This is a genomic window from Bifidobacterium breve DSM 20213 = JCM 1192 (genome assembly GCF_001025175.1).
Taxonomy (GTDB): Bacteria; Actinomycetota; Actinomycetes; order Actinomycetales; family Bifidobacteriaceae; genus Bifidobacterium; species Bifidobacterium breve.
In genome coordinates this window covers 272,922-296,201 of record NZ_AP012324.1, presented here as the reverse complement: position 1 = coordinate 296,201, position 23,280 = coordinate 272,922, and the positions used below count along the sequence as shown (strand labels likewise).

Here is a 23,280-nt window from a genome sequence, read left to right as displayed (position 1 = left end):
CTCCGCCCAAAACGAGCGGAGGCCATTTGCATGCATGAATCAATCAACGAATCAGCTGGCGAAGAAGAACACGTACAGCCAAGCACCGATAATGGCACCGACAATCGGGGCCACAACCGGGATCCAAGCCTCGCCCCAGCGGGAGGAGCCCTTGTGCGGGATTGGCAGGATGGCGTGCAGCAGACGCGGCATGAGGTCGCGGGCCGGGTTCAGGCCAGGGCCGGTCGGGCCACCCATGGAGGTCACGAGGCCCCACACAATGAAGCCGACGACGATGGAGGCGGCGGCGTAATCCTGCTTGCCCCAAGCCAGGGACAGGCAGCACAGGGCGCCGAAGACGAGCACCAGGGTGCCGAACATCTCGTTGAGGAAGTAGTTGACCTTCTGGTTGTCCGCGTCGGTGGTGCAGAAGGTGCCGAGGATGGCGTCGGCGTCCTCGGTCTCCTTGTAGTGCGGGTAGTAGGTCAGGTAGACGATGAACTGGCCGAGCAGGGCGCCGAGCAGCTGAGCGACGATGTACGGCAGCACGTCGCTCCACGGGAACAGGCCGTTGACGGCCTGGGCGATGGTCATGGCCGGGTTGATATGAGCGCCGGATACGCCACCGAACATGAGCACCGGGAACATGACGCCGAAGCCATAGCCCATGGCGATGTTCAGCCAGCCGGCGTGGTGGCCCTTGGTGTTCTTGAGTTCGACATTGGCCACGGAACCGTTGCCGAAGATCATCAGGATGGCGGTGCCGAAGAACTCGGCGGCCAGCTTGGTATAGAGGGAGTATTCCACTGCTTCTTCTTTTCTCTTCGCCGCGCAGCAGGCATGGCTGACTGTTCACGGCATTCTGTGTGATTGGAAATCCGTTCGCGGAGCCGGCGACGGTTGTTCGCTGGGCGCGAAAGCAAACGTGGCGATTCTACACTTCGCCCCACGACGAACCGCGCCAACGCGCCCATAGGGTTGCCGGTTGCCGGAAAACAAAAAACCGGAACCTTTCGATTCCGGTTGTCTGTGCCCCGCAGGGATTCGAACCCTGGACACGCTGATTCACAGCCGACGATCAACCCCACCCCGTACGTGCGTCTAATGCTTTTATCCCTTTGTCTCCGCGTAATGCTGTCCCGCTCAACCAAGCAACACGACTAGATAAATCTCCCAGTTGATTCATCTTTCTTGGTCTTACCGGGTCGCGGCCTGCGACCCGGTTTTGTTGTGCAACAAAGGGAGGCCACATGGCAATGTTCACATCGCATCGGCAACCGCCTGCATCATGGACGAAACTCATAGACGAGTGGGTGCTGGATATGCAGGCACGTTGTTTGACAGAACGAACCGTCGAATCCTATTGGTACCGCGTCACTGATTTTGCACGGGTCTGCTCAAAACCGCCGCGACAGGTATCGCCCGTCGATGTTCAATCCTGGTTGACCGAGTCGGATCTCGATGCAAGCGCCAAAGCCGGGAGGAGAGCGAGCATCAATGAGTTTTACAAATGGGCGGTACGCTCAAATAAGATGAAGAATAATCCTGTCGCATCGCTGCCTCCCATCAAGCGGCCGAAGAAACCGACCAAGCAACCTGCACCGGAGAGCGCCGTTGCCGCAGGTGTCTGGGCTGAAAACCTCAAGGCACGGCTGATGGTCAGACTGGACGCCGAGGCGGGACTGAGACGAGAGGAAATCAGCAAAGTCAAAGGGCCGGACGTCATCGAATCGGTTCATGCGGGAGAGTCGATCTACCACCTGCTGGTTCACGGCAAGGGAGGGAAAACCCGCATCGTGCCAATCTCCAATGATTTGGCACAGGAAATAAGGAGTACGGCCGGCGAAGGCTGGTTGTTTCCGGGCAAGGTCGATGGACACTGCTGCGTCGATCACGCCTATCGGGTCATCAAGCGCACGACTGGTTGACCGACCCATTCATTCCGCCGACGGTATGGACGCATCACCTACGAGGAATCCGGGAATGACATTCGTGCCGTGCAGGAGCTGTTGGGTCATGAGTCATCGGTCACGACCCAAAGCTACATCTTTGTGCCGTCCTCGGATCTCACCTTCATCGCACGCAAGGTGAGAGCGCGCCGCCCGCAGGATGTCTCCAACTGAACAGAGTGCCGCCTGATTCAGGTGGCACTCTTTTTGTCGTGATGGATTAGGCCAATTGGAGTCGCCGCTCTTCGTGGTGTGCTTCGGCGTCGGCCATGACCAGTGAGCGGAGGTAGTCGCTTTTGTTGGCGAAGCCGTCACGCTTGGCGGCGTGGTCGATGTAGGAGCTCCATGATTCGGGGAGGCGGAACCGTTCCTGTACGCTTTTCTCCCGTTTCTCTTGCGCGGCGGGGCGACCGCGACGGCCAGCCGTCTTCATGGCCGCGAACATGTCGGCTGCAGGAACGGAATCGTCCATCAGCATCGCGGCGAAGTCCGCCGCCTCTTTCCCTGAGAAAGCCGCGATGGGCGGGTTCGAGGGAGCCGGTCCGTTTTCATCGGCCAGAGCGTCGAGATATTTCTTGGCAGTCATGCGCTTCTCCTTTCGTCATCGCCATTTCAGCCAGTACGTGCGCCACTTGTCGGTCAGACGCTCCGCATGAAATACGAGCTTGTCCCGGCCGTCCATGGTTATCAGCAATTCGATGAGGTCGTCGTCCAACGCGCCGGGATGCCTTTTGCAGATCATGAGCACCACAGGTGATGTCACATCGGCTGCCGGAGGCGGAACCTCCACGTCATTAGGGTCGATTAATGCGAACCATACCGGTTGTCGCATCGACTGCTTGATCTGCTCTTCGCTCAGACGGTCCTCTTCGAAATGCTTGTAAGCGGATTTCGGGTCGAACCTAATTGCCATGATTTAATTGTACCACAATTAATTGGTTTGCGAATCGGGCGGCCGAGGCATTCGCCGACGAACTGCTAGAATTAACCAACGAACAAGGGCGTTGCACTTCTAAATAGACAGCAATACCAGCTACAGCAAAACAGGCTATGTCGTCTAAGGACATGTCATTTGCGCTTATGACTTGATTTTATTGCGATATCCCGCCATGGCGATGAGCGCGCATACGATCATCGCCAGCACGGTGACGAATACGGTTTTCCACCCCGCGGCCAGCAGCACGCCAGCGAGCACACTTCCCAGCACCTGCCCCAATACGGGAGCGAGTTCGCCGACGCCTCGCGCCCACGAACGTTCCGACTCCGCATAGGATTTTGTCAACAGGGCGCTGCCTGCGGCGTAGCACAGCGACCAGGATATTCCGATCAGCAGCAGATCCAGAGTAACGGCATACGAAGCCGACGCGGCGAGTGCGACGACTGTGCCGAGCATGCCGACGATCAACCCCGTCAACGCCTGCGCCATCTCGCTGTTTTTCTTGTGGAAAATGAAGATGGCGAACAGGGTTGGCAGGTACATGCCGACCATGTGCAGTTGCATGGCGACCATTCTGGTTTGCGCGTTTTGGGAGAACGTGCTCTCCAAGACTATGGGTGCGCCGCTCATCACGAGCACCATGACGAATGATGCGACGAAGCTGATGGTCGCGCCCAGCACGAACCGGGGTCGGGTCAGCAATGCCGGATAATTGGGGGTTGTGCTCGCGGTAGCTTTGTCGCGCATATGCGCGGGAGTTGGCGACTGAATTTTCGGGAGCGCCAGCAGCACGATTACCGCGCAGGCGGCGAGCACGCTGACGACGTAATATGATCCCTCGTATTCGATGTTGGTCGCAGTGCCGAAGAATGTCGCCAGAACCGGGCCGATGATGCTTGCTATGGCTCCTGCCGATAGGATTCCGTTGATTGCCTTGCTTTCTTTGCCGGGCATGGAATCGGCTGCGGCATACCGGTAGTAGTTCGTCCCCGACTGGTATATGCCCACACAGAACGTCCCTATACAGAGCAATGGGAACTGGTGGAATCGCAAAGCCGTGGCTGAGGATATTCCACCCAAGACGGCCAGAAGGGCGCCGAAGACGAATACTTGCCGATAGCCGAATCGCCCCACCAAGCGTCCCATTGCCGGTGTGCCGATCACCGTACCGATGAATATGCACGCTATCGGGAATGTTGCCATCCATGGTGCTGGCGCGAGGGATGAACCGGCCAGTGAGGTGATTGTCAGATCCACGCTCATGCCCGATAGGCATAATCCTTCCGCAATCAGCAATATGGGGAAGATTCTTCTTGCTGACATCCCTTGACTATAGCGCTGAATCACTGCCCACCTCCGTTGCAGACGGTTTCATGATACTCGCCAAGTGACCATAATTGCGGATGTAACAGTTGATTGTGATAGATCTCATAGTTTTCTTATGTCGATGGTATTTCGGCCGTTGCGGGCATTATTGGGGTGGTGTCCACCCTGGTGACCAGATACTTGGCATAGCAGCATGGTGTATCCCGACCAAGCCATAATGTGCAGCTTTGTGACCTCCGAGCGTGGCAGGGTTGTTAGCCTTGACTCGCCCCCATGCTTCGGCGGGCAGATCATACCGCTGCGGAAGCCCAGGACCATCAACCGTATCGGTATCGACCTCAATCTTCGGCCACGTCGTATCGAGCAGTTGGCTGTCGTCGAAGGGCTACGGCCGTTTCCCAAAGTCTCTTTCGCTAGAGGAATGAGTCAGCAAAGCTAGCGGATTCCACCGTGCGGAGCGGCCAAAGGCCACCAATTCATTGTTTTCCCCTGTGGCCGTTCGCCTAATCGAATGATAGCGTGGCCGCGGACCGCGCCGCGTTGGTATAGGTATCGGATGGAACGGCCATGAAAAACAAAATATAAAAGGTGCTCCAGCTATGACCGTAAACGGTCGTTTTCGGTTCTTTTTGAGGCTTCTGCTGTTTTCGTGGGTTAGCTGACTGGTTCCACAGGCGTCTGTGGACCTTGCCGAGCGCGCCGCTCCGGCGTCAATCGCCGGAGGAACAGGTCGAACACGTCCTTGCCGTGCCCGTCGCGCGCCCAGATGCCTCGGCTTCGCTCGTGGTCGACGACCACGGTGATGCACGTGTGGCCCTTCCCGTGGCCGGTCTCGTCCACGCCGATCGACGTGAGACCGTCGAACAGCGACGGCATTCCGGCCTTGGGCCGGCCGGACCCTGCGGAGCGATGTCGCCCGCGGCGCGCCATGCGATATGCGGGAGACCACTCACGGTCTTCTGGTTAGCCACCGATCAGCCACGCGCACTCCGCCTCGAAATCCCGGGATGCCGGTAAACATCGTCTTGCGCCGCAGGAACTGTTCTACGACGATATCGTTTCCGGTGATTTTCCCTATGCACGCGCGATTATTCTCACCGCTACAGTGATCGGAACGTCACCATGCAAAAAACGCCGTGAACGGACGAGAGCGAAGGTTTCGATTGCTGCTGAGGTGTTTAACGGGTTGGGCACGGCAACTCATGTGGTCGAATCCGCCAAGAGCGACATCGTCATTTTCATGGGACAGACGATGTGGTCATTGGGGCTCGGCCATCAGAGGATGCACGATGGTGAGGAAACCAGCCGGCATATCCCCTCGTCATTGATCAACGACAGTATCCTATCCACCCACGTCCATAGAGGAGGCACTGCAGTCTCAGCAATTATCGGCCTGCGATGGAAATAGAATAAAATGATATTTCCGCGTTTTGATTGTTGTATTCGTAATACTGGAGTATTAATCTACGATAGATTATTTGTTGTTTTTTAAAAGTTCTCGCTATACTTGGTTTCAAGTTTTTGTTGTCTCCATATGACTCAGCGGAATTTTGGCGTAGAGCACCCACAATCCATCATCACTTCTATAGTTAAGTTCGCCTCCCAGTTCCTGTATTCGTTTTGAGTGCAGTGAAAGGCCCCTTCCCGATTGTTCGAATGCAGCCAGCGACGATCCGGCTGTAATATCATTCATCTCGTTAATTTCCATTGACGAGGGTGACAGCCTGACGATCAACTCGAACGAGCCATTGTGCGGCAAGCTATGACGTTGTATGTTGTTGCATATCTCTTTTATTAGAGATAGCACTTCTTCCTTTTCTTCCTGCGTAGTTTTAATGCAAAATCCCTCGATGGTCGCATCCCCTTCATAACCCAGCGCATGAAGATGGCTGCATCTTTCATCCAACAGATTACGCAGTTCAACCATGAATGTCGTTTCTGATTTCGCATCCTTGTCTTCCGAGGAAAGGATGTCTATGATGTCGTGCACTTGCGTGAACGCCTCTTGGCTATGTTCAAGAACGATTGCCCAATCATCGCCGTCGGGTATGTTGTCATCGATATGAATTCGAGCCATTAATGAGATATCCGAAAGATTATTGGTCAAGGAATCATGTATCTGTATTGCAAGACGATTCTTCTGCTTCATATAATCAAGCCGCTGAAGCTGAAGCTGCAATTTCAACCTTTGCTCTTCTCTGATAAAAGCCTGTTGGCGAAGCGCTACCAATCTGCCGGCAAGCAAGCTGGCCAAGAACATGACCGTGACCGACACGGAAACGAAAACATTGAAGTTTCCCACCATAACGCTTCGCGCTATATACGTACAGGAACAAATCAGCATTGCGATCAGCCATTCAGACACGGTTCCGGAGAACGCAAGAATGCCGAGAGCGATGAGCATGCCGCTGACAACGAAGGGACTGTCCTGAGTGAGGGAGATGGAGATCGCGGAACCTGCAACAATGATGGCCCAGCATGTTTGGTCGTTGATGACGGGGAGAAGGACAAAGGAAACCGCAAGCACTCCATAGAGCATTGCCGGCAGAAGAGGCATGGGACCGATTTGGATTATCTCCATCAGGGCAAGAGACAGCCCCAGCAGCGACAGAAGGGACAAACAGGGATGTGCCACATAGTGTCGAATTATTTTTGACGGAAACGTAAACGCCATATTCATGGAAATCCTCATCAACGATTAAGATGCATCCAAGCGGAAATCAATGCACGGTTGTTCGCTACCCCCAGCTTGGACGCGGCATGTTCAAGATGGGTGCGCACCGTGGTCTGACCGATCGATAACTCCTCCGCTATATCGGACATCGATCTCCCTCGCGACCATCGATCAACGATTTCCATTTCACGAGGGGACAGATCCTTGTTCTTTGCCGACTTCAGTCGCAAAAACGAATCGTGGGCATTCAGGAAACAATCAGAACAGACTCCCCTTTCCCTGATCTGCAGCAAAGCCTCGGCGATTGTTTTCGGATTGTCCTTATGTATGATTCCCTGGGCGCCCGAAGCCACCGCTTCAGCGGCATATTCGGCGACGCTGAACGATGTCATCATCAGTACGGATGTCTTCCAATTCTCTTTTCTGATCGTCCGGCACACTACTAATCCGTTGATGTCGGACATGGAGACATCGGCCAGCAGAAGATCCGGGCAGCGGTGCGAAGAACAGATGGATATGGCTTCGGTGCCGGTATCGACTGGGGCAAGAACCGTGCAGCCGGGAAGTAGACGTTTGAGACTGGCTGAAAGCAATCGCAATGCCAGCCGGTCGTTGTCCATGATCAGGAGCGTCGGCAAAGGTTTCACGAGTCCCCCTAAACGTGGCAAACGGGAACGAACGTTCCACGGGTCGGCGGAAGTCTGACACGCATATGACACATGCCGTCTCTCCACTATAGCCGCTTAGTGGCAATGGAGATAGTCCTCCATGGTGATTGCCTCCACGATGCTGAAGATACGGTCCAGGTTTCGCGGCACAGTTCCCATCCGGGAATCGACGCATGCGCTGAAGTTGGCGCAGGAAAGATGTGACGCAAGACACGTTGACCTCAGATGCAACCCGGAAACACAGCAGTCTGATTTCGCTCCGATGACAACCGATTCCCTTGTTATCTCAGGCCCAGAGAATCTACGTCGGCCCCTGAAAGGGGTGTGGCGACAGCCTGACCGCGCCAGATAATCCTCATTTTCGAGGATGAGACCTTGGTCCATGGCGAAACCCTTCGTAATCTAACGAATGCCCGTACAAATGAACGGGATCAACAGTCCGGGGAGCCAAGCAAAGACAGGGAACTGTCAGAGTTTGCCCTCCTAAAGCGATAAGGAGGTGGGCTGTCTTGCGGGGTCATCCAAAAGGAGATGAAATGAAATCGCTATCGGCGACTCTCTACTGCAACAGGGTGTCGAAAACTATCGGCGGAAAACCGGTCCTGAACGACATATCATTCAGCGCGTATCCCGGAGAAACCATCGCCCTGATCGGCCCGAACGGGGCCGGTAAGACCACGCTGCTCAAAACCTTGGGTGGTCTGATCGCCCCCGACCAAGGTGAAACTAATATCCGCGGCCGTATCATGAACCCCGAGAACCGCGACATGCTATTGAGACAGGTCGGCATGCTGATCGGCATTCCCGTCTTCGAGCGAGGCATGAGCGTACGGGCCATCCTCCACAAGCATCTAGCGTTCATGCGATGCGACTGGTCCCCCGACGAAACAATGGAACGGGTCGGCTTGGCCTCCATGGGGGATTTACCGGCCGATACCTTGTCCATGGGCAACCGCATGCGCCTTGCACTGGCAACGGCCCTGGCGCATCATCCCACGCTCCTGCTCCTGGATGAGCCGATGAACGGGTTAGACCCCACGGGTATGAAGCTGTTTTGCCGCATCATCCGGGAAGAGAACAAACGAGGAGTCACGGCCATCATCAGTGCGCACATGCTCGCCCAACTCGAAACCATCGGAGACCAGGTCATCGTCATCAATCACGGTTCCGTCAAAGCGCAACATGCCATGAGCGACATCAGCGATCTGGAATCCTACTATTTCCGCCACACTCAGGACTAACACAAACAACCAAGGAGCATGTCCCATGCTGGATGTCTACCGCATCGAACGACAATACACCTCGTATAGGTTCTACCTGTTTCTACTGGCCGCCACTCTTATCGGCAGCTCGCTGTCGCTGCTGTTCTTCAGGATCGTGGGTATCGCCCGAGTCGATCATCTCGGTTTCCTGGTTTCCGACTTAACGGTGGCCGTGACCTGCGCGGTCGCCACCGCCGGCTGCTCCATCGCCTCAACTGCCCACTACGCCCGTATCATCATTCCGGCCTACTCCGGCACGGGCCGCGTAATCACCTATGCATGGCCCTGCGGCAGAGCCCCATTGTTCTTGGTGAAAAACGCGATGATCTGGTCCGGCACGTTCCTCGCCACATGGGCAGGCATGTCGGCGCCCCTGATTCCCTACGCACTATTGACCGGAGACGGTTCCCGTCTCCCCGCATTGGCAAGCATGATGGTCGAAGCTCTCGGCGTTGCCATACTATCCGCCAGCGTAAGCGTCATCAGCGGGCTGATTGGACTGCTGCGAGGCTCGGGCGTCACCGCAATCGTAGCGGCAATCATCCTCGGCTCCATAGCCGCCAACGGCTTTGCCAACAGCGACGCCAAAGGCTGGACGGTTGTCATCGAAATCGGAACCTGCCTCGTTTTTGCGATTACGGCGCTCTGCGCAACAATCAACAAAGCTCGACATATCACGAAAGAAGACGTAATTTGACCAATGCACATCCCCAGAAAAAGTAAGGCTTATGCTGTTTTCGTGGGTTAGATTGCGGGTTGTGGCAGTCGGATGTCGAGTCCGCCGCATCTGAGCATGACCAGGCCGATGAGGTTGGTGACGTGGTGGAAGCCGTAGGCCATGCGGATGGCGACCTTGATCCCGTTGTTGAACGCCTCGAGCCCCGCGTTCGAACAGCCCGGGTGAACCGGCCGCCGGGCTCCGCCCCCCGGCGCCGATGCGACGACCACGCCGCACATGGGGCAGTCGACGCGCGGCATCATGGCGGCCGGCCCCACCCTCCAGCAGCCGAGATCCCGGTGCCGCCAACGGCTCAACGGGGGATCAGAAATTCGACTGTAGAAGATGTATCTCGCCGCTAAAGAACTCGGGCCTATAGGAACTTTTGTGGTGCTTATAACCTGGCTTTGGCCTTGTGGGATTAGGCGTGTCGGGGTGTCGTTTTTCCCGGCGGGAAAATAGGGGCGTTCCGGTGGTGGGCTGGACGCATGAGAACGAAGTCCGCCAAGGCGAAGAAATGCCCGGTGTGCGGCCGGCCGATGAAGAAGAACGGTCGGACCGCGAAGGGGGTGCAGCGCTGGAAGTGCGCGGCCTGCTCGTTGAGTTCGACGATGCCGCAGGAGAATGCTGGACGGGCCCGGCAGCTCGACGCCTTCCTCGGCTGGCTGCTCGGCCGTGCCTCCCAGTCCGCGTGCGACGCGAACGGCGATTCGCGGGCCCTGCGCAAGCGCACCGCGTGGTGCTGGAACGTCCGGCCCGTGATCCCACCGCCGATGGTGAAACATCATACGGTGATGGCGGACGGCACGTACATGAACCACGGCTGGTGCCTGGTCATAGCCATCGACGGCGAGAGCGGCGAGGTGCTGGGCTTCCAGTGGTGCTCGAACGGGTCGAAGGCCGCGTACATGGCGTTGTTCTCGCGCATCCCCGCGCCCGACGTGCTGATCACGGACGGGCTGCGCGGCGCGGAAAGCGCCTGCAACGAGGCCTGGCCGGCCGCCCGCATCCAGCGGTGCCTGGTGCACGTGCAGCGCAACACGAGGACGGACCTGACCTCGAAGCCCAGGCTGGAGGCCGGCAAGGAGCTCAAGAAGCTCTCCGACGGGCTCACCAAGATCCGTGACGCCGAGGCGGCGGCCAGGTGGGGCGAGGCGCTCAACGCATGGCACATCCGTTGGAGAGAGTTCATAGCCGAACGCACCTTCGCGAAGGACGACCCCGCCAACCCGAAGGCGTCCAAACAGGAGTGGTGGTGGACCCACCAGGAGCTGCGCCGCTGCTACCGGCGGCTGGAGAGACTGTTCCGCGAGGGCAAGCTGTTCGCGTTCCTCGAACCCAAACTCACGGCCGCCGGCCCGGTGGCGCGCACCACGAACCGGTTGGAGGGCGGCGTCAACTCGCCGCTCAAGCACGTGCTCCTCGACCACCACGGGCTGCCCGAGGAACATATGAGGCGAGCCTGCGAATGGGTGTGCTACATGAAAAGCGGGAATCCCGCCCCCGGCTCATTGATCAGGGCCGGGCACTGGAGACCGGCAAGGCCGTCACCGGTCGAGGAGGAGACCGGTGCCGGCACCGGCGCACCGAGATATGGCACCGGAATCAGCTGGGACGAGTTCCATGCCCACGTCTCGTGGCGGTCCGACGACTGACCGCCGGTCTCCATGCATTTGGGCCGGTACCACGTGCGCTCCGGACGCATAGACGCCGGCATGGCCCAAATCATTGAAACCATATTGCAATTCATCCAGATCTTGTCCGACCTCGTAGAGGCGCTCGGCAGCGGTTCTGCCGACGGACACTGGCTGCCGCTCGTCTCCTCCGTTGCGGGATTGCTGCTGTTCGTTCTCCGACTCCTTGAGATCGGCAAACGCCCCGCTCGTCACAGTGCCCGTCACAGGAACAAACGCCACACGAGAACAGGACGCGGCCGCCACTCAGAACGGAGATAGGACAAACCTAAAGCACCACAAAAGTTCCTATAGGCCAGAACTCGGCGTAACCATTAGCGATCTGACCGACGATACCTACTATCGCCAGGATGAGGATTTCATCAGCAGAATTAAGCCGGAAAACAAAAAGACCCCGGCCGATAATCGACCGGAGCCTTCCGAACTGTGCCCCCGCAGGGATTCGAACCCTGGACACGCTGATTAAGAGTCAGCTGCTCTAACCAACTGAGCTACAGGGGCTTGGTTAGTCGCTGCAGTGTTTCATGCAACAGGTGATAAATATACTCAAATCTGAGACTCTCGCAAGCTTCGGCGTGTCGCGTGTAGACGAGCCGATTATCAATCAGCACACCATCGAAAAAACTTGCCGCAATTCACGAAAAACCCCGCACGGCAATCGCCGCACGGGGTTCAATGCTTAAGCTCAGACTGTCAGTCTGAAAGATTCCAGCGCAAGGCCGGAATAGCTCACTCGGCCACTACCTTCACGAAGAAGGAAGCGGTAATCTCCGGGTGGAGGGCCACCTTGGCGGGGAAATCGCCGGTGGTCTTGATGGTCTCGACCTCGATGGACTTCGGGTTCACCGGAGCCTTGTCGGACAGAGCGATGGCGATAGCCTCGTTGGAAATACCACCGAACAGCTTGCCGGACTCGGACACCTTGGCGGCGATCTCGACGGTAGTGCCCTCGATAGCGTCCTTGGCGGCAATAGCTTCCTCACGGGTAGCAACGGCCTTGGCCAGACGAGCGCGCTTCATAGCGGTAATCTGAGCCTCAGCACCCTTGGTCCAGGCGAAAGCCAGGCCCTGCGGGAACAGGTAGTTGCGAGCGTAACCGGACTTGACGTCGACGACGTCACCGGAGTGGCCCAGGTTGGCCACGGTCTGGGTAAGAATAACCTTAGTTTCAGCCATTGTTCAAAGCCTCCCTAACTCAGCGACCCGAGGTGGCGTACGGCAGCAGAGCCATCTCGCGGGCGTTCTTGATAGCCTTCGAGAGTTCGCGCTGCTCCTGAACGGTCACACCGGTGATACGACGGGAACGGATCTTGCCGCGATCGGAGATGAACTTGCGCAGCAGCGCAACGTCCTTGTAATCGATCTCGGTGATCTTGGCGGCCTTCAAGGGGTTCGGCTTCTTCTTGAACGGCTTGACCGGCGGTTGCGGCCTCTTACGTGACATGATGTTCTCCTTGTAAATCTTGATATTGATTGCTGCTAATCAGCGGGTAAGTATCGATCAGAACTCCGGATCGGAATCGTCACCGCCACCGAAATCGGAGGAAGCGCCGAACGTGGAGAAGCTGCCGGAATCAGAGGAGCCGGCGTTGCTCCACGGATCAGTTGCCGGAGCGGACTGTGCGGCCGGGTTGGACGGGGCAGACTGCTGGGAATATCCAGCGCCACCCTGATAACCGCCCTGATAGCCACCCTGGTTGCCGTAGCCCTGACCGGGCTGCTGGCCACCTTGGAAGCCGCCGTTGGAACGACCCTGGAAGCCGCCCTGGCTAGCCTGACGGGTCACCTGTGCAGTGGCACGAGTCAGAGACGGGCCGATTTCATCGACTCGCAGCTCAACAACCGTGCGCTGGGTACCATCTTGGGCCTGGTAGGAACGCTGGGTCAAGCGACCCTGCGCGATAACGCGCATGCCCTTGGACAGACTGTTGGCGATGTTGGAGGCCAACGACGAAGTACGACCATCCCAAGCCGAGCAGTTCATGAACAGCGTATCGCCGTCCTCCCACTGATTCGTGTTGCGGTTGTACTGACGAGTGGAAGCCGCAATGGTGAAGTTCACCACAGTGGAACCGCTGCCAATAGTACGCAGCTCAGGATCGCGGGTAAGGTTACCGACTACGGTAATAATCGTTTCGCCTGCCATGCCATTGCCTTCTTACTTACCAGCTATTCAGCTGACTTAACGCTTAATTCAGCCCTTACGAAGAATCTTCGTACGGATCACGGATTCGTTGAGGTTAAGAACACGGTCAAGCTCATCGCTGGTAGCGGGCTCGGCGGTGTACTTCACCACGACGTAGTTGCCTTCAGTCTTACCGGCAATCTCATAGGCGAGCTTGCGACGGCCCCAGTAATCGGGCTCATCGAAAGAACCGCCTTCCTTGGTGACGAGTTCCAGATACTGCTCGGTCAGCTTCTTCAGACCGCGCTCATCCAGCTCAGGATCGGCGATGAACATCAGTTCGTACTTGTGCGCAGACATCACCCACCTCCTTCGGACTATTCGGCCACGGACGTTCCGTGGCAGGAGTGTGTATGCGTGTTAATCATAGGGTGATGCAGATGCACTCCACCCTGTGAGCAACTTGCCTATCCTATGGTCAGGGCGAGACAGTGCCGCATGTTCATCAACGATTGCAGCACTCTTACAACACAGCCCCACTTCACGGCACGCGCTGCGGTGGGGTGCTAGTACACTGGTTAAGGCTAAAAACACTGCAACACAAAAGGATGCGAAAGCATGTCGGCAATTCTTGAAGGCACTCCGGATAAACGACTCGTTTTGGTCACGGGCCGCGCCTACCCCGAGCTGGCCGAGAAAGTGGCCGAATGCCTGGGCACTGAGGTTCTCGAGACCACCGCTTACGACTTTGCCAACGGTGAGATGTACGTGCGGTTCACCGAGCCGGTGCGCGGTGCGGACGTGTTCGTGCTGCAGTGCCATTCGGGCGATATCAACAAGTGGATCATGGAACAGCTCATCATGATCGACGCTTTGAAGCGCGCCTCCGCCAAGTCGATTACCGTGGTGGCCCCGTTCCTTGGCTATTCTCGTCAAGACAAGAAGCACCGCGGCCGCGAGCCCATCACCGCTCGCCTGATTTTTGACCTGTTCCGTTCCGCCGGCGCTGACCGCATTATGACGGTTGATCTGCATGCCGCCCAAGAGCAGGGCTTCTTCGATGGCCCGGTCGACCATCTGACCGCCATGCCGGTGCTGCTTGACTATGTACGTTCCGCCATTGACCTGAACAACACCACCATCGTCTCCCCTGATGCCGGCCGTATCAAGGTGTCCGAGCAGTGGGCCGCCAAGTTGGGCAACCTGCCGCTGGCCTTTATCCATAAGCAGCGCGACATCACCCGTCCGAACCACGCCGAGGCACACGGCATCATCGGTGATGTCGACGGTCGCGATTGTGTGGTGATCGACGATATGGTCGACACCGCCGGCACTATTTGCGAGGCCGTGCGCACCCTGAACGAATCCGGCGCCAAGTCGGTGACGCTGGTCGCCACCCATGGCTTGCTCTCCGGCCCGGCTGTGGAACGGCTGTCTCGTTGCGGCGCTCATGAAATCGTGTTCATGGATACCGTGCCGATTCCCGAGGAAAAGCGTCTGCCGAATATGACCGTGCTGTCTTGCGCGCCTCTGCTGGCCGCCGGTATCCGTTCCGTGTTCGAGGAAGGTTCCGTGGCGATTCTGCTGGAGGGGCTTCCCGAGGACATGCGTCCGCGCAATATCTACGCGTGATTGCTCTATTTCGATATTCATAAGGTCGTCACTTGATTGCGACGACCTTTTCTATGTATCGCGACACCTTATTTGTATTACCAGCTCCTCTTAGCGACAGAAATTTAGGAAATGAGCCCACTCTTCCTGAAATCCTGTCACTGAGCACAACTGAGCGACAGGATTTCAGGAAGAGTGGACTCATTTCCGGAAATCCTGTCACTAAGACGAAGTCAGCGACAGGATTTCAGGACGAAGCCGATTCTTTCCTAAAATTCTGTCGCTAACAGACAAATAAAACTAAATACCTCAGATAAAGGCGCGTTCGCCGAAGATGGCGGTGCCGACGCGCACGATGGTGGAGCCCTCTTCGATGGCATAGGCCATATCGTGGGTCATGCCCATGGAAAGCTCCTTACAGCTGGCAGTGCCTTCTGCACCGGAGGCCAGAATCTGGTCACGGGTACGGCGCAGATGCGCAAAGCCCGCACGAATGGCACGTTCGTCGTCCACATGGGCGCCGATGGTCATCAGTCCCTGCAATTCAAGGCCGCCCATGGCACCGATACGCTGCGCCAAATCGATGGCATGGCTCGGAGCACACCCCGACTTGGATTCCTCGCCGGATTCGTTGACCTCCAGCAGCACTCCGACCGTGATGCCGCGCATGGTGGCGCGGCGCGCAATCTTCTCCGCCAGTTCGATGGAATCCACCGATTCGATGGTGTTCACCACCGGCAGCACTTTGCCGATTTTATTGGCCTGCAATTGGCCGATGAGATGGAACGAAATATGATTCGCGGCATTGGCCGATGCACCAGTCGAATCGGAATCACCGACGCCGTTCGCAGCGCCAGACGCCGCTGCGCCGTTGAAAGCCCCAGCCCCGCCAATCACGCCCAACGACATTCCACGCTCCGAAAGCAAGCGCGTCAATCCCGGAGCCTTGACCGTAACCTCCTGCGGCCGATTCTCGCCGATGAGATGGATACCGGCACTAATCGCGGCCATGATCTCGCCAACGTCACGCGTTTTGGTGGCGGCCAAGAGCTGCACCGAACCAGCTTCCCGCCCGGCCATGGATTCGGCCGCAGCGATACGATCAAGCACCCGATGCACGCCGTCCGTGATCTCCTGTGCACGCGATTGATCGATGACCTCGTTGGCGAGGTCCTTGTGATCCATATATGCCGTCATTATTGCTCTCCCCAGTGAATCGACACCCCATCATACCCCGCATATGAGAAAGCCTCCCGCCGCTGTTCAGCAGTGGGAGGCTCACCCAATGGAAGAAGAATAGAGGGGTAAGAATTATCGTCTGAGCCAGACCCTCATCTGGCCGACCTCGCGGTTGGCCCATGAGTAGTACGGCACCAGTGTCAGTATGACTGCTTCAGTGGCTGGCGCAACGTCGGCGGACACATATAGCGCGGCGTCATCGCTATCAGCCTGCTCACGCACAGCCGGCAACGAGACGGTATCCACACCGCCCAGCAAATCAGACTGGAACTCGGTCTTAGCGGCAGCGGCATCAACACCATCGGCCAAACGGTAGTTCCACAGATCACCGGGGTTGTCGGCCTGCTCGACGCAGTAGACCAGCAGGCCGCGCATGACGGCCACCTGGCCGGCGTCGGAACGCACTCGGGAGTTGGCACGCACGAACTTGACGGACATATCAAGCTCCAACGTATCGCCCGCGTTGACCATCAGATACACAAAGCCATCTTCAGGCTGAGCCACGGCAGACTTGCCATTGACGGTCAGTGCATAAGAGCCCAAGGACCAACCGGGGATACGCAGTCCGAATCGGACCGAGCTGTCCGTAGCGCTGGCGGGCAGGCTCACCGTGTATTCCACGTGACCGTTCCATGGGAAGTCCGAACGCTGTTCAACCGTGAGTCCGGAAGCGAACTCGGCCTTATTGGTGATGAACTGGTGACTGAGCACGGTCTTGCCACCGTCGCGCTCGGTGTAGATGTAGCGGTCCACGGAAGCGATGAGTTGGGCGATATTGGTCGGGCAGCAGGCGCAGCCGAACCAGTCGACGCGGTGGGACAGCACGTGGTGGCGATCCGGGTTGGCCAGTCCGTCAGGCGTGGTCTCCAGCGCGTTGACGTAGTAGTACTGCTTGCCGTCAAGCGAGATGCCGGCAATGGAACCGTTGAACAGTTTCTTCTCCAGCACGTCGGCATATTCGCCCTTGGGCTCGAGGTCGAGCATCTGCTGGGCGAACATGCTCATAGCCACGGAAGCACAGGTCTCACCGTACATCGTGTCGTTCGGCAGATCGTAGTCGTAGGTGAACGACTCGCCCACGTGGGTGGAACCGATTGCACCGGTGACATACATACGACGGGTGACGATGTTCTTCCAGAAACGCTTGGCGGTGTCGATCAGCCCCTGATCGCCGAGCAACCGACCTACATGGGCCACGCCGGTGCACAGGTAGCCGACGCGCACGGCGTGGCCGTCCGCGGTCTGCTGGTCGCGCACGGGTTCGGCAGCCTGGAAGTAGGTGGGCTTGTAGAAGCCGAGGTCAGGGAAGATGTTGTCGCCGTTCAACGCCTTGAGCTGCTTGGCGTAGAACTGCGGATCCTGGCCGCGCACGTCGATGAGGTACCGGGAAAGCGTCAGGTAACGCTTCTCGCCGGGCTCCTCATACAGCTTGGCGAGGGCGAGCTCAATCTCCGGGTGGCCGTCGGCACCGTGAATCTTGCCTTCTTCGGGGCCGAAGTTGGCGTCCAGACAGTCGGCCATCTTCTTGGCGACCTCAAGGGCCTGCTCATTGCCGGTCACCTGATGGTAGGCGACGGCGGCCTCGATGTAGTGACCCATCACATACATCTTGTGGCTCTGCTGAATCAGGCTGAAGCGCGGGCGGTCGGCCCATACGCCGGACTTGACCTGATACGGAGTGTCCAAGTAGCCGTCCGGCTGCTGAGCGCGGGCGATGAGATTGACCGTGCGATCGCACAGCGCCTTGAGTTCGGGATCCGGATGGTAGGCCAGCGCATAAGCGGCTTCCTCAAGCCACTTGTAGACGTCGGAATCCTGGAACACCATGCCGTGGAATTCGTCGTCCAATTCGCCGGCGACAACCTTCAGATTGGCGACCGCGTGGCTTTTGTTGTCAGCCAGCTGGTTGCCGGCCGGGTCGTCGGGCACTGTGGTGTCGATTTCGTCGTTCATCACTCACCACTGGTAGGGGATGACGGATTCGACGATCTGGTCGCGACGCCGCTTCCAGAACGGGGAAGTGATTGTAACGTTCATGATTGTCCTTGTTCTTAAGGCCCTTCACTGCACCGCCTCCGGCCCTGCAATTAAGGACCGGCTTTCAGCCGGGCTCAATATTGGCTTCGACGCTGTCGCGTCTCAGCCTGGAGCTTGTTGGGAGCCCACCGGGCTCCCAGCCATAAAGCCCTTGACGTAGTACTTCCGCAAGGCGAGGAACAGGATGGCGCAGGGGATCAGGAGAACCACGACGCCAGCCTCGGGGCACCGTTGATCACACGAGGAATCGAGGCATGATGGCCCAGACATTGACCGGACGCGCGGCACAGCTCGAAGACGTTGCCGCCTTGGCGGGAGTCTCTTTGGCCACTGCGTCCAAGGCACTGCACAACAAGCCCCGCATTAGCGAAGAAACCAAGCAGCGCGTTCCATCGGACGGCGTGCGGCATGATACTTGGTCGATGCCATCGACGGCAACCCGCATCACGGTGTCGACTACGTACCCTGCCGCCTTATCCAGCGCGAATCCACCCTCCCGCTGGACTGATATCAATCGATACCCTACCGCTTCTTGGTTTTGCGGCCCTTTAAGTAGATGTCGATGACGATCCATACGCCGAGGGCGAAGGCCACGACGTAGCCCATGAAGCCGATGACCGGAATGCCGAAGATAATCGGCTTCATGCCGGCGTAGTAGACAATCGACGAGCCAACGAACAAACCGACCACAATCAGGGCCATCGTCAGACGATTCACCATATCCGAAAGCAGCTGGAACGGCTCTTCGGAGCCGACCAGTTCCATGTTGACACGCAACTGACCACGGGTCAGCATACGGGCCACGGTCTTGAGTTCGGTCATGGTGCTGAGCGTGGCATGCAAAGCCTGATGCCCCTCAACGCCCAGCGACTTGATCTCGTCTTTGGTGGCGTTCTTCAGCGATTTCGACGTGGCGATATGGTCGGAAATGATTTCGATCATATTCACATCAGGAATGAACTCGTCCAGTAAGCCTTCGAGCGTAACCAACGCGCGGCCGACGGTGGTCACCGTACTGGGCACCTCGATGTTGTGGCGGCCGGCCATCTGCGTCAGTGCGGTCAGGAAAGCGGCAATGTCCAGTTCGGCCAGATCCACGGTGCCGAATTCCTTGACGATCACGTCCAGATCGGCCAATAGCGCGGGATAGTCCTCCGGATCGGCCTCGGTGCCGGCAAATCGCAGCAGCCCCTCGGCCAGAGCGGGCGAATCCTGTTTGGCGACGGCGAAAATCATTTCTTTGAGGACTGCACGGGTGCGCTGGTCGAGCCGACCGGTCATACCGAGGTCGATAAGTACGATCTGGCCGCCCCGGATGAGGATATTGCCGGGATGTGGGTCGGCGTGGAAGAAGCCGTCGTCGAGAATCTGTGTGGCGTAATTGTCGACGAGCTTGGTGCCGATCTCCTTCAAGTCATAACCGGCGTCGATGAGCTGGCCCGGGTGGGAGACGGAGATGCCGTCGATGTACTCCATGACCACCACATGCTCGGTGCACAGTTCGGCGTACACCGTCGGGCAGTCCATGTATTTGAATCGGGCGGCGAAACGCTTGAATTCGGCGAGATTGCGGGCCTCGATCAGAAAGTCAGTCTCCGATTCGAAGGTGTCCCACAGCTCCTCGACCACGCCCTTCAGGTCCACGATCTGTGAGGTGCGAATCACCTTAGTGGCGGCCTTGGCTATGGAGCGCATGATGGAGACGTCCTGGGCCATGATTTCGCGCACACCCGGGCGCTGCACTTTAATGGCCACATCTTCACCGGTTTTCAGCGTGGCGCGATGTACTTGCGCCAGTGAAGCAGAGCCCAACGGCTTGGGGTCGATATGCGCGAACATCTCGTCGGCGGGACGCCCGTATTCGGCGGCAAGCACATCCAACACCGTGGAATACGGCATTGGGTCGGCGTCGGCGCGCAGTTTGGCGAGTTCGTCGCAGAAGCTTTGCGGCAGAATCTCGGAGCGCATCGACAGAATCTGGCCCACTTTGACGAACGTGGGGCCGAGCGCCTCGAACATGAGGCGCATTTTGACCGGAGTCAGGCCGTGCAGCACGTCAAATTGCTCGACGATTCTGGTGATCTGCCCGAGTCGTTTGATCTTGCCACGGCGCGTCAGATGGTAGCGCGTGGCGAAATCGTTCCTGCGTCCGAACAATGCCAGCGTTTCGTCGGATACGCTGGGGGTCGCCTTGTCAACGGTCCGCTTGAGCGTGTCCGACGTGTCGGCGGATCGGTTCGCTGCCGCCTCACGTTCGACTTTCGCAGGCGTCAGAATAGGGTCGACCCTGCTGGAAATCGGGGTCGACTCTGATTCCGGCGTAGTGCGTGTGGGCTTGGTCACTCCTTGCCCTCGTCAGCGGGCTTGTCGGCGGCGCTGGTGTCGGCTGCGGCAGCAGCTTTGTCGCCGGCTTCGGCAGCGGCCTTCTTGACGTCATCCACCGTCTCGCTCACCTTGCGCTTGAGCTCGGTGTTCAGGGCCTTGCCCTGCTCAACGGTGATCTCGCCCTTCTTGACGAGCTCATCGACAAGCTCGCTGCTCTTCTCGTATCCGGTGGCAAGGGCACCGATGCCCGCCAGCAGGACCTTGCGCAGGCCATCGCCCAAATCAAAATCAGCCATGATACCCCTCCTTCGAGGTCCGACATGGCCTGGTGCCATGTCTCGTACCACCAAGCCTAGCGCAAAAAGCAGGGCAATGTACTAGACCCTCAGACTGATTTCGGCTGGTTTTTCGCTGATTGGTACTTACCGAGGACTCACCGAGAATTCACCGAGGACGTTCGGCGGCAGCCTTGCGCGCGTTGGTGGCCACTTGATCGAGCCGGGCGAGTTCCTTGGCCTGTTCGGGGGTCTGATCGGACGTATCGAACGTACCGTAACGACGAGTCACGGCGGTTTCGATAAGGAAATCGCTGATGGCGGGGTTTTTAGGCAGCAACGAGCCGTGCATGTAGGTGCCGATCACGTTGTGCACGCGCGCGCCCTCGGTATGGTCTTCGCCGTTGTTGCCACGGCCATCCTGATCGACCATGCCGAGCGGCTGTACGCCGTCGCGCAGGAATGTCTGGCCGGAGTGGTTTTCGTAACCAATCACATCGCCGAATTGATCAGAGTGCTCAACCAGATTGCCAATCATGCGCACGTCCTGGCCTACGGTGTAGGCACCGATGACGCCGATGCCGTCCAGTCGGGTACCGTCCACGGTTTCGAAGTATTCGCCGAACAGCTGGTACAGGCCGCAAATCATAAGCATAGGGGTACCGTCTGCGGCCAGCGAGCGCAGCAGGTCGGCACGCATGTAGAAGTCATCAATAATCTTCTTTTGACCGGTGTCCTGACCACCACCGCCCAGAATGAGATCGACATGCTCCGGCCAGTCATCACCCTGATTGTATTGGTGAATAACCGGCTCATAACCATACAGGCTCAGTCGACGGCTGACAGTCAGCACATTGCCCGAGTCACCGTAGATGTTCATGTCCTTCGGGTACAGGGACATGATGTCGATTATCTTGCTCATGTCACGTTCTCCTTGTCGATATCCCCGCCGGTGGGAAGTGGAGAGTTCCCGATCCGGGCTATTTCTACTCTCCCGCTGGCGGGAGGTGGCGCGAAGCGCCGGAGGGTGGTTACTTGCCTACGCCTGCGTCTCGCACTTCGGTGATGCGGCCCAGTACTGCTCGGGTCTTGAGCATGGCAGTGTACGTGCAGTAGACGTGTTTGCGTTTGCCGGGGTTGGTGTTCACGAATGCGGTGACCGCCTGCTCGAGGTCGGTGTTCGTATTGGCGACCGGCACTTGGTCGTAGCCCAGTCGCAATGCCATATCCCAAGCGCGCACGCCGGAGACCATGTTTACACCGGACTCGCGCAGTGAGGTAAAGTCCACATCCCACAGCCAGCTCATGTCGCGTCCGTCCGCATATTCGTCGTTGATGGCGATCATGGTGTCCGCGCCGGCCGGACTGAAGCTGGCCAGCGAGAGACGGAAGCCCATTGGATTTTTGACCAGCAGTAGCTCGACCGGGGATCCGTTCACATCGATGACCTCGCCGCGCCCGAACGCCGGGGTGACGCGGGAAACCGCGGCGATGAGATCGTCTGCGGATACGGCACAGGCATTGGTTGAGGCTACGGTTTTGGCGGCAGCAGTGTTGTCTTGCATTACCGCACGGGCCACAGCCAGTGCGGCTGCGGCGTTGTAGAGGTTGTAGACGCCTTCGAGTTTGACATCGGTGGCGTAGTCTTGGCCGTCCATGTGGAAGGCGGCATGGTGGTCACCAACCGCGGTGAGGGTCACGTCGGCGGGAAGGTCATGCTGACCACCCTCCGGCGCTGACGCGCCACCTCCCGCGGGCGGGAGGCCATCTTCCCGCCCCCGCTGGCGGGGGCTGTCCGACACAGTCGGACTGGGGGTGGTTGTCGTTTCCGCACTTACCGTCGTGGCCATATCGTCATCGGACGGGAAGAAGTGCTTCAAATCGTCCGTAAGACCGAAGTAGCACACCGCAGTGCCGGCCGGCACTTTGGCAGCGAGCGCTGCAATACGCGGATCCTCGCGGTTGAGCACCACGGTTCCGGTGGTAGCTTCAGCCACATGGCTTAACAGGTGGGCAGTCGTGTCGATTTCGCCGAAGCGGTCAAGCTGGTCGCGCATCACATTGAGCAATAGGGCATAACGGGGCTTGACCTGCTTCACGAAATGCACGGCATACGCCTCATCCAATTCCAGCACGGCGATGTCGGCGTCCAGTTTGCCGGCAAGATTCACCTCGGTGAGCAACGCGGAGACCACGCCACGCACGAAGTTCGAGCCGGTGGGATTGGTGAATACCTTCAATCCCAAATCAGAAAGCATCGAAGCGACCATGCGGGTGGTGGTGGTCTTGCCGTTCGTGCCAGAAACCAGTACCACGCCGAGCGGCAGCTGATCCAGTGTGCGAGACAAGAATCCGGGGTCGATTTTCTCCACGACCTTGCCTGGCAACGCCGAACCACCATGTCTGGTGATGCGGGAAGCGAAGCGAATCAATCGGCCTACAGCCACGGTGGCAAACATGA

23 protein-coding genes, 1 tRNA gene and 2 pseudogenes are annotated in these 23,280 nt (G+C 58.1%); 7 read left to right on the top strand and 19 right to left on the bottom strand.

The features are described from left to right. Positions 1–51: 51 nt before the first annotated feature. Complete coding sequence (locus BBBR_RS01160) at positions 52–786, bottom strand: MIP/aquaporin family protein (protein ID WP_003828135.1); 735 nt, start codon at positions 784–786, stop codon at positions 52–54. Between the two features lie 443 nt (positions 787–1,229). Between BBBR_RS01160 and BBBR_RS01155 the strand changes: the two genes are divergently transcribed. Together BBBR_RS01155 and BBBR_RS11190 are read left to right on the top strand one after the other, a co-directional pair. Beyond that, positions 1,230–1,907, top strand: a complete 678-nt coding sequence (locus tag BBBR_RS01155) for a tyrosine-type recombinase/integrase (protein WP_003828134.1) — start codon at positions 1,230–1,232, stop codon at positions 1,905–1,907. A gap of 33 nt (positions 1,908–1,940) precedes the next feature. Next, a complete protein-coding gene (locus BBBR_RS11190; RefSeq protein ID WP_074525445.1) occupies positions 1,941–2,102 on the top strand; it encodes a tyrosine-type recombinase/integrase in 162 nt (53 codons plus the stop codon). 46 nt (positions 2,103–2,148) lie between these two features. Here BBBR_RS11190 and BBBR_RS01145 read toward each other — a convergent pair whose 3' ends face one another. The 6 genes from BBBR_RS01145 to BBBR_RS01120 form a co-directional block, all read right to left on the bottom strand. Next, complete coding sequence (locus tag BBBR_RS01145; RefSeq protein ID WP_003828132.1) at positions 2,149–2,514, bottom strand: hypothetical protein; 366 nt, start codon at positions 2,512–2,514, stop codon at positions 2,149–2,151. Between the two features lie 15 nt (positions 2,515–2,529). Further along, positions 2,530–2,841 (bottom strand): hypothetical protein, encoded by a 312-nt coding sequence (locus BBBR_RS01140; RefSeq protein WP_003828131.1) that lies wholly within the window; start codon positions 2,839–2,841, stop codon positions 2,530–2,532. Positions 2,842–3,006: 165 nt separating this feature from the next. Then, positions 3,007–4,128 (bottom strand): MFS transporter, encoded by a 1,122-nt coding sequence (locus BBBR_RS01135; RefSeq protein WP_225851409.1) that lies wholly within the window; start codon positions 4,126–4,128, stop codon positions 3,007–3,009. A gap of 717 nt (positions 4,129–4,845) precedes the next feature. Beyond that, a complete protein-coding gene (locus BBBR_RS01130; protein WP_003828126.1) occupies positions 4,846–5,067 on the bottom strand; it encodes a transposase in 222 nt (73 codons plus the stop codon). Between the two features lie 637 nt (positions 5,068–5,704). Continuing rightward, on the bottom strand, positions 5,705–6,871 hold the full coding sequence (locus BBBR_RS01125; RefSeq protein ID WP_015438334.1) for a sensor histidine kinase: 1,167 nt from the start codon (positions 6,869–6,871) through the stop codon (positions 5,705–5,707). A gap of 11 nt (positions 6,872–6,882) precedes the next feature. Further along, positions 6,883–7,485 carry a response regulator gene (locus BBBR_RS01120; RefSeq protein ID WP_003828121.1) on the bottom strand — a complete coding sequence of 201 codons (603 nt, stop codon included), beginning with the start codon at positions 7,483–7,485 and terminating at the stop codon, positions 6,883–6,885. A 584-nt stretch (positions 7,486–8,069) separates the two neighbouring features. Here BBBR_RS01120 and BBBR_RS01115 point away from each other — a divergent pair. Beyond that, positions 8,070–8,774: an ABC transporter ATP-binding protein gene (locus BBBR_RS01115; RefSeq protein WP_003828120.1), complete on the top strand. Its 705-nt coding sequence runs from the start codon at positions 8,070–8,072 to the stop codon at positions 8,772–8,774. A 25-nt stretch (positions 8,775–8,799) separates the two neighbouring features. Next, positions 8,800–9,492 (top strand): hypothetical protein, encoded by a 693-nt coding sequence (locus tag BBBR_RS01110; protein WP_003828119.1) that lies wholly within the window; start codon positions 8,800–8,802, stop codon positions 9,490–9,492. Positions 9,493–9,539: 47 nt separating this feature from the next. Here the strand turns inward: BBBR_RS01110 and BBBR_RS01105 are convergent, their stop codons facing one another. After that, positions 9,540–9,776, bottom strand: a complete 237-nt coding sequence (locus BBBR_RS01105; protein WP_003828118.1) for a transposase — start codon at positions 9,774–9,776, stop codon at positions 9,540–9,542. 225 nt (positions 9,777–10,001) lie between these two features. Between BBBR_RS01105 and BBBR_RS01100 the strand changes: the two genes are divergently transcribed. Then, complete coding sequence (locus BBBR_RS01100; protein WP_003828117.1) at positions 10,002–11,168, top strand: IS256-like element ISBibr1 family transposase; 1,167 nt, start codon at positions 10,002–10,004, stop codon at positions 11,166–11,168. A 466-nt stretch (positions 11,169–11,634) separates the two neighbouring features. On the opposite strand, the gene BBBR_RS01090 is transcribed toward BBBR_RS01100, so the two are convergent. The 5 genes from BBBR_RS01090 to rpsF form a co-directional block, all read right to left on the bottom strand. Continuing rightward, positions 11,635–11,708: transfer RNA gene (locus BBBR_RS01090), tRNA-Lys, on the bottom strand. 228 nt (positions 11,709–11,936) lie between these two features. Continuing rightward, positions 11,937–12,383 (bottom strand): 50S ribosomal protein L9, encoded by a 447-nt coding sequence (gene rplI, locus BBBR_RS01085; protein ID WP_003828114.1) that lies wholly within the window; start codon positions 12,381–12,383, stop codon positions 11,937–11,939. A 19-nt stretch (positions 12,384–12,402) separates the two neighbouring features. Continuing rightward, complete coding sequence (gene rpsR, locus BBBR_RS01080) at positions 12,403–12,651, bottom strand: 30S ribosomal protein S18 (protein ID WP_003828113.1); 249 nt, start codon at positions 12,649–12,651, stop codon at positions 12,403–12,405. Positions 12,652–12,708: 57 nt separating this feature from the next. Beyond that, positions 12,709–13,353, bottom strand: coding sequence for a single-stranded DNA-binding protein (locus BBBR_RS01075; protein ID WP_003828112.1), 645 nt, complete (start codon positions 13,351–13,353; stop codon positions 12,709–12,711). A 48-nt stretch (positions 13,354–13,401) separates the two neighbouring features. Continuing rightward, on the bottom strand, positions 13,402–13,692 hold the full coding sequence (gene rpsF / locus BBBR_RS01070) for a 30S ribosomal protein S6 (protein WP_003828111.1): 291 nt from the start codon (positions 13,690–13,692) through the stop codon (positions 13,402–13,404). Positions 13,693–13,950: 258 nt separating this feature from the next. Here rpsF and BBBR_RS01065 point away from each other — a divergent pair, with 258 nt between their 5' ends. Continuing rightward, a complete protein-coding gene (locus BBBR_RS01065; RefSeq protein WP_003828109.1) occupies positions 13,951–14,964 on the top strand; it encodes a ribose-phosphate diphosphokinase in 1,014 nt (337 codons plus the stop codon). A 288-nt stretch (positions 14,965–15,252) separates the two neighbouring features. Here the strand turns inward: BBBR_RS01065 and BBBR_RS01060 are convergent, their stop codons facing one another. Beyond that, positions 15,253–16,140, bottom strand: coding sequence for a YggS family pyridoxal phosphate-dependent enzyme (locus BBBR_RS01060; protein ID WP_003828108.1), 888 nt, complete (start codon positions 16,138–16,140; stop codon positions 15,253–15,255). 114 nt (positions 16,141–16,254) lie between these two features. Then, positions 16,255–18,219 (bottom strand): annotated as a pseudogene (locus tag BBBR_RS01055) (glycoside hydrolase family 127 protein). Between the two features lie 254 nt (positions 18,220–18,473). Between BBBR_RS01055 and BBBR_RS11300 the strand changes: the two are divergent. Next, positions 18,474–18,618, top strand: a pseudogene (locus BBBR_RS11300) (LacI family DNA-binding transcriptional regulator); the annotation flags it as partial. 123 nt (positions 18,619–18,741) lie between these two features. Here the strand turns inward: BBBR_RS11300 and BBBR_RS01045 are convergent. From BBBR_RS01045 to BBBR_RS01030, 4 genes are all read right to left on the bottom strand, one after another. After that, entirely contained in the window at positions 18,742–20,562 is a 1,821-nt protein-coding gene (locus tag BBBR_RS01045) for an ABC1 kinase family protein (protein WP_003828105.1), read from the bottom strand. After that, positions 20,559–20,840 (bottom strand): phasin family protein, encoded by a 282-nt coding sequence (locus BBBR_RS01040; protein WP_003828104.1) that lies wholly within the window; start codon positions 20,838–20,840, stop codon positions 20,559–20,561. Before BBBR_RS01040 ends, BBBR_RS01045 begins: the two co-directional genes overlap by 4 nt. Positions 20,841–20,988: 148 nt before the next feature. Further along, entirely contained in the window at positions 20,989–21,741 is a 753-nt protein-coding gene (locus tag BBBR_RS01035) for a type 1 glutamine amidotransferase (RefSeq protein ID WP_003828103.1), read from the bottom strand. A 109-nt stretch (positions 21,742–21,850) separates the two neighbouring features. After that, positions 21,851–23,278 carry a Mur ligase family protein gene (locus BBBR_RS01030; RefSeq protein WP_014483384.1) on the bottom strand — a complete coding sequence of 476 codons (1,428 nt, stop codon included), beginning with the start codon at positions 23,276–23,278 and terminating at the stop codon, positions 21,851–21,853. Between the last annotated feature and the right edge of the window lie 2 nt (positions 23,279–23,280).